Source organism: Phenylobacterium sp. (assembly GCF_024508875.1).
GTDB lineage: Bacteria > Pseudomonadota > Alphaproteobacteria > Caulobacterales > Caulobacteraceae > Phenylobacterium.
Genome location: NZ_JANINU010000158.1, coordinates 1 through 5,499 on the forward strand (window position 1 = coordinate 1; position 5,499 = coordinate 5,499).

Consider the following 5,499-nt stretch of genomic DNA (forward strand, 5'->3'; position numbering starts at 1 on the left):
TGCAGGCCTTGTCGGTGGACAGCGCCACCACCTGCTTCACGCCGTTGGCCAGGCACGCCCGCACCACGTTCTCGGCGCCCAGCACGTTGGTGTGGATGCATTCCGACGGATTGTACTCGGCCGCCGGCACCTGTTTCAGCGCCGCCGCGTGGATGACGATGTCGACGCCGCGGAACGCCAGAGCCAGCCGCTCCCGGTCGCGCACGTCGCCCAGGAAGAAGCGCATGGTCGCCATCTTCTCGGGCCCGAACCGCTCGGCGAGGTCGATCTGCATCTCGCTCTGCTTCAGCTCGTCGCGCGAATAGACGATCAGCTTCCGTGGCCGGGCGCGCTCCAGCACCGTCTCGATGAAGCGGCGGCCGAACGAGCCGGTGCCGCCCGTGACGAGGATGACCTTGCCGTCGAGGTCGAGGGTGGTCGGCGCAAATCGGCCCAAGGGGCGCTCCGCTGGCAGCGAACAGTCCGCGGCGATTCTGCGCAGGGGCGCGTAAAGAGACCGCTAACCATGATCGGCGATATGCAACGGATGGATCGCCGCCTCTTCCTCAGCCTCGCGCTCGCCGCCGCGCCGGCCGTGGCGCTGGCCGCCGAGGGCGGGGACAAGAAGAAGTCCGGCGGCGGCTCGTACCTGCAGATCGAGACCCTGCTCGGCACCACGATCCGGGCCACCGGGCGGCGGGGCGTGTTGGCGGTCGATTGCGGCCTCGACATCCCGAACGAGGCCCTGCGCGCGCGGGCCGAACAATCGGTGCCCCGCCTGCGCGCCGCGTATGTGCAGACGGTCCAGTCTTATGCCTCGGGCCTCGGACCCGGCGCCCTGCCCAACCCCGACTACCTGACCCAGGCGCTCCAGCGGCAGACCGACGCGGTCCTCGGCCGGCCGGGCGCTCGAGTCCTCCTGGGCGCCATCGTCGTCAACTGAGCGGCTACCGCTTCGCCACGGCGTCCATGAACGTCGCCAGCGTGACGTCCAGCTCGCTCACCCCGTCCACGTCGTGCGTGGCGAGCAGCACCTCGACCCGGTTGTAGACGTTGAACCACTCCGGGTGGTGATCCAGTTGGTCGGCCTTGATGGCCACGCGGGTCATGAAGCCGAAGGCCTCGTTGAAGTCCTCGAAGCGGAACGTCTTGCGGATCGCGTCGCGGTCGCCCTCGACCTTCTCCCAGCCGCTCAGCCTGGCGAGCGCCGCGTCGGCGCCGATCTTCGCCGGACGGCTCACGCGGTCAGCTCCGCGTCGAAGTTGAGGCCCGTGTGCCCGGACAGCTCGGCCAGCGTCTGGTCCACGTCCACGACCTTGATCGCCTTCATGCCCAGCCCCGCGGCCGGCTTGCAGTTGATGCCGAGGTCGTCGAGGTAGACGCACACCTCGGGCTGCACGCCCAGCAGCTCGCACATCATCAGGTAGATCTTCGGGTCCGGCTTGCGCACCCCCGCCTTCGAACTCTCGATGATCGCGTCGAACAGCGGCATGACCTGGGCCATGGCCCCCGCCTTGCGCTGGCCCTCGTCCTGACCGGGGCTGTGCATCGAGACCACGTTGTTGGTGATGCAGCCCACCTTGAAATGCTGCTTGCAGGCCTTCAGCGCGCTGACCATCCGCGGCCGCAGCTCGCCGTTCAGCCGGGGCAGCACCTCGGCGCCGCGCAGCGGGTGGCCCAGGGCGCTCGATTCCTCAAGGAACAGCTCGTCGAAGCGCGCCGCGTCGATCTCGTTGCGCTCGAACAGCGCCCAGGCGTTGGTGTCGGGGTTCGTGGCGTTGACCCGGCGGATCAGGTCCCGCGGCAGGCCGCGCTCGGCCTCCAGGCGGTTGAACGCCTCGAACGGCGAGGAGGTGAACACCCCGCCGAAATCCCAGATCACCGCCTCGATCGCCACTGCACCGTTCCTGAGCCTGTTCTTGAGCGCGCGGACGCTAGAGAGCCACGATCCGCCGTGCAAGTAAGGGCGATGCTTCCCTCGCGGTTTCCCCGGCCTGTGCGCCTCGGCCTCTACGCCCTGGCCGTGCTGATCCTGCTCGTCCTGTGCCTGACCCCGTCCAAGGACCTGCCCGATCCCGGCACGGGCGACCGTTTCGAGCACATGGCCGCCTGGTTCGTGCTGACCCTGGCCGGCCTGGTCCTGGCGCCGCGCCGGCGGCTGGCGATCCCCGCGTTCGCCCTGGCCTATGGCGTTCTGATCGAGATCCTGCAGTGGATAACGCCCTTCGGCCGCCATCCCGATCCCGCCGACTTCGTGGCCGACAGCGTCGGCGTGGCGGTCGCCTGCCTCGTGTTCCTCGCCCTGCGCCGCCTCGCGCCTCGCCTCATCGACGCGCGCTGAGGCGCGATCTATGACAGGGGCCATGTCCGACGCGCCCCCGCCGTTCGTCTTCCTGGCCGTGCCCTGCTACGGCGGCCAGCTCACGCTGCACTTCGTCAGCTCGCTGCTGCGCCTGCAGCAGGCGTGCAAGGCGCGGGGTATCGGCCTGCACGTGGAGGCCATGGGCGGCGAGGCGCTGATCACCCGCGGCCGCTCGCGCCTGGCGGCCCAGTTCCTGGCCCATCCGAAGGCCACCCACATCCTCTATATCGACGCCGACATCGGCTTCGCGCCCGAGACGGTGTTCCGCCTGCTGGACGCGCAGAAGGACGTGATCGCCGCCGTCTGCCCGCTGAAGCGGATCGACTGGGACAAGGTGCGCGCCGCCGCCAAGGCGGGGGTCGAGGACATCCAAGCCGCCTCGATCGGCTACGTCGTCCGCTTCCTGCCGACGCCGGACAAGAGCGTGAACGTCGACAACGGCTTCGCCGAGGTGGCCTACGGCGGCACCGGCTTCCTGATGATCGGCCGGGGCGCCATGCAGCGCCTTGTGGACGCCCATCCCGAACTGCGGGCCACCCTCGACGACGAAGGGACCCAGGCGGTGATGATCTTCGACACCCTGATCGAGGCGTCGACCGGCCAATACCTCTCCGAGGACTACGCCTTCTGCCGCCGCTGGCGCGACTTGGGCGGCCAGATCTGGGCCGATTTCGAGGCGCGCCTGACCCACGTGGGCCACGCGGCGTACACCGGCAGTCTCATGCAGGCGCTGCGGCCGGGCTGATCATTCGGCCGGGTGGATGGCCGCGCCGGCGGGCGCGGCGGCTCCGGCGACCGGCGCAGTGCTCGCCGCGGACGCCCGCTTTTCCGCCAGCGCGGCCCGGGTCGCCTCGTAGGACTCGCGGTTGATCCGGTAGCGGGCATAGCAAAGGGCCGCGATCAGCCCGGGCACGGCCGCGATCACGCCGTCCCAGAGCGCCAGGTTGTGCAGCACGCCGGGATTGACCGCGCCGGGCTTGGCCTTTTCCGGGAAGGCGATCAGCAGGAGCACGAACCCGGCCAGGGCCGAGCCGACCGCCTGGTCGATCTTCGCCGCCAGCGCGCGCGTCGAATAGAGGATGCCCTCCTGGCGCACGCCGAAGCGCAGCTCGTTCTGGTCGGCCACGTCGGCGAGGGCCGACATCGCGCCGATCTGCAGCACGCTGATCGCGCCATACCCGAGGGTCGCGAAGCCGATGAGGATCCAGATGAGGTTGGGGGTCTCGCGCGTCAGCACGCCCATCAGGCCCAGCGCCAGCGGCGCGGCGGTGAAGACCGCATAGGCCACGCCGCCCCAGACCAGGGTCGCCTTCTTGTCGAACCGGCCGTGCATGCGCGCGGCGAAGGCGAAGGCCGTGGCGTAACCGACGAAGCTGCCGACGATGAACCAGCGGATCTGCTCGCTGGTCAGTCCCCAGTAGAAGGTGACGGTGTAGAGCCTCAGGCCCTCCTTGAGGCCCAGCATCATCGACAGGAAGAAGTAGCCGATCAGCAGCCACACGTAGTTGACGTTGCGCAGCGCCATCCAGATGTCGCCGAAGAAGGCGCCCAGGCTGAAAGGCTTTGTGTCGGCCGGCAGCGGCGGCAGGAAGGGGATGCGGTCGCGGGTGAACCAGGCCGAGGCGAACAGCACCGCCACGATGGTCAGCGACATGGTCAGGGCGAAGTTCGTCCAGGGCTCGGGGTTGAGCAGGCCGCGCGGATATTCCGGCGTGGACGGGAAGAAGAAGGTCAGCGCCACCCAGGTCATCAGCGACCCGCCGGCCCAGGTGAAGAAGCTGTTGTAGGCCATCACCTTCGACCGCTCGAGGTAGTTGGGCGAAAGCTCGGCGCCCAGGGCCAGGTGCGGGGTGTGGAAGAAGGTCATCACCTGCCGCATCAGCGAGACGGAGACGCCGCACCAGACCGCAAGGCCCATGGGCTCCAGCCCCTCGGGCGGGTTGAAGATGGCGAAGAAGCTCAGCGCGATCGGGATCGGCGCGGCGAACATCCAGGGATGGCGGCGTCCCCATTTGGACCGGGTGCGGTCCGACCACGATCCGATGAGCGGCTCGGTGAGGCCGTCGAACACCAGGCTGGCCGAGATGGCCAGTCCGATCCAGTGGGCCTGGACCCCCAGCACCTGGTTGTAGAACAGCAGCGCGAAGCTGGAGACGGCGTAGAGAGCGATGATCTCGGCGGCGCTGCCGACGCCGAAGGCCAACTTGGTCTTCAGGGACAGGCGGTCGGCCGCAGCCGGGGCGGTCGTCGTCATGCGGGTTTCCTCCGGACACGCTCTGCCGGCGCGTTCCTGAGGGTCAGCGAACTCCAAGCCCGCGGCGCCGTCAATCTTCGCGTACCCTGTTTTCGATTTCGGGGGCGCGATGCGGGAGGTCTGGTGCGCGCCTGACGATCGACCTCGATATCTGCTAGAAGGGGTATCGACCGCCCCGAAATCTCGGCCGGGGCGCGAAACTCATCCCCCGAAAAACGAACGGCCGCGTTTACATGCCCCAGGCTCTGCCCACTGTCCCCGCCGGTCACAATCGCGGCGCCGAACGCGACGCGGCCATCCTCCGCCGCATCGACGCGCGGCTGCGCTGGCTGGCGACCTGGACGATCCACAACGCCAACCATCTGCGCGAGAGCCGCGACGGGCTGAAGGTGGGCGGCCACCAGGCGTCCTGCGCCTCAATGACCACGATCCTGACGGCGCTCTATTTCCACGCGCTTCGGCCCGAGGACCGGGTGGCGGTGAAGCCGCACGCCAGCCCCGTCTTCCATGCCGCCCAGTACCTGATGGGCCGCCAGACCCGGGAGCAGATGGAGGCGTTCCGCAGCTTCGGCGGCGCCCAGTCCTACCCGTCCCGCACCAAGGACAAGGACGACGTCGATTTCTCCACGGGCTCGGTCGGCCTCGGCGTCGCGATCACCGCCTTCGCCTCGCTGATGCAGGACTATCTGTCGGGGCACGGCTGGCTGGCCGAGGAACGCCGCGGCCGGTTCGTCGCCACCCTGGGCGACGCCGAGCTGGACGAGGGCAACATCTACGAGTGCCTGATCGAGGCCTACAAGCACGACATCCGCAACTGCTGGTGGATCGTGGACTACAACCGGCAAAGCCTGGATGCGACCACGGCCGACCGGATGTTCGACCGCTTCGACGACATCTTCGAAAC

At 68.8% G+C, this 5,499-nt stretch carries 7 protein-coding genes and 1 pseudogene; 4 read left to right on the forward strand and 4 right to left on the reverse strand.

The annotated features are described in order from the left end of the window. Nucleotides 1-436, reverse strand: a 436-nt coding sequence (locus Q0L11_RS12725; protein WP_296597700.1) for a polysaccharide biosynthesis protein, incomplete at its 3' end; no start/stop codon positions are given. 69 nt (nt 437-505) lie between these two features. Between Q0L11_RS12725 and Q0L11_RS12730 the strand changes: the two genes are divergently transcribed. Continuing rightward, nucleotides 506-922 carry a Tat pathway signal protein gene (locus Q0L11_RS12730; RefSeq protein WP_296597702.1) on the forward strand — a complete coding sequence of 139 codons (417 nt, stop codon included), beginning with the start codon at nt 506-508 and terminating at the stop codon, nt 920-922. 4 nt (nt 923-926) lie between these two features. Here the strand turns inward: Q0L11_RS12730 and Q0L11_RS12735 are convergent, their stop codons facing one another. After that, a complete protein-coding gene (locus tag Q0L11_RS12735; protein WP_296597703.1) occupies nt 927-1,220 on the reverse strand; it encodes a 4a-hydroxytetrahydrobiopterin dehydratase in 294 nt (97 codons plus the stop codon). Continuing rightward, complete coding sequence (locus tag Q0L11_RS12740; protein ID WP_296597705.1) at nt 1,217-1,876, reverse strand: HAD-IA family hydrolase; 660 nt, start codon at nt 1,874-1,876, stop codon at nt 1,217-1,219. The genes Q0L11_RS12735 and Q0L11_RS12740 overlap by 4 nt, the downstream gene beginning before the upstream one ends. A gap of 72 nt (nt 1,877-1,948) precedes the next feature. On the opposite strand from Q0L11_RS12740, the gene Q0L11_RS12745 reads away from it, so the two are divergent. Together Q0L11_RS12745 and Q0L11_RS12750 are read left to right on the forward strand one after the other, a co-directional pair. Then, a complete protein-coding gene (locus Q0L11_RS12745) occupies nt 1,949-2,320 on the forward strand; it encodes a VanZ family protein (protein WP_296597707.1) in 372 nt (123 codons plus the stop codon). Nucleotides 2,321-2,342: 22 nt separating this feature from the next. Next, nucleotides 2,343-3,086 (forward strand): hypothetical protein, encoded by a 744-nt coding sequence (locus Q0L11_RS12750; RefSeq protein ID WP_296597708.1) that lies wholly within the window; start codon nt 2,343-2,345, stop codon nt 3,084-3,086. On the opposite strand, the gene Q0L11_RS12755 is transcribed toward Q0L11_RS12750, so the two are convergent. Beyond that, complete coding sequence (locus Q0L11_RS12755) at nt 3,087-4,595, reverse strand: MFS transporter (protein WP_296597709.1); 1,509 nt, start codon at nt 4,593-4,595, stop codon at nt 3,087-3,089. A gap of 233 nt (nt 4,596-4,828) precedes the next feature. On the opposite strand from Q0L11_RS12755, the pseudogene Q0L11_RS12760 reads away from it, so the two are divergent. Next, nucleotides 4,829-5,499 (forward strand): annotated as a pseudogene (locus tag Q0L11_RS12760) (transketolase); the annotation flags it as partial.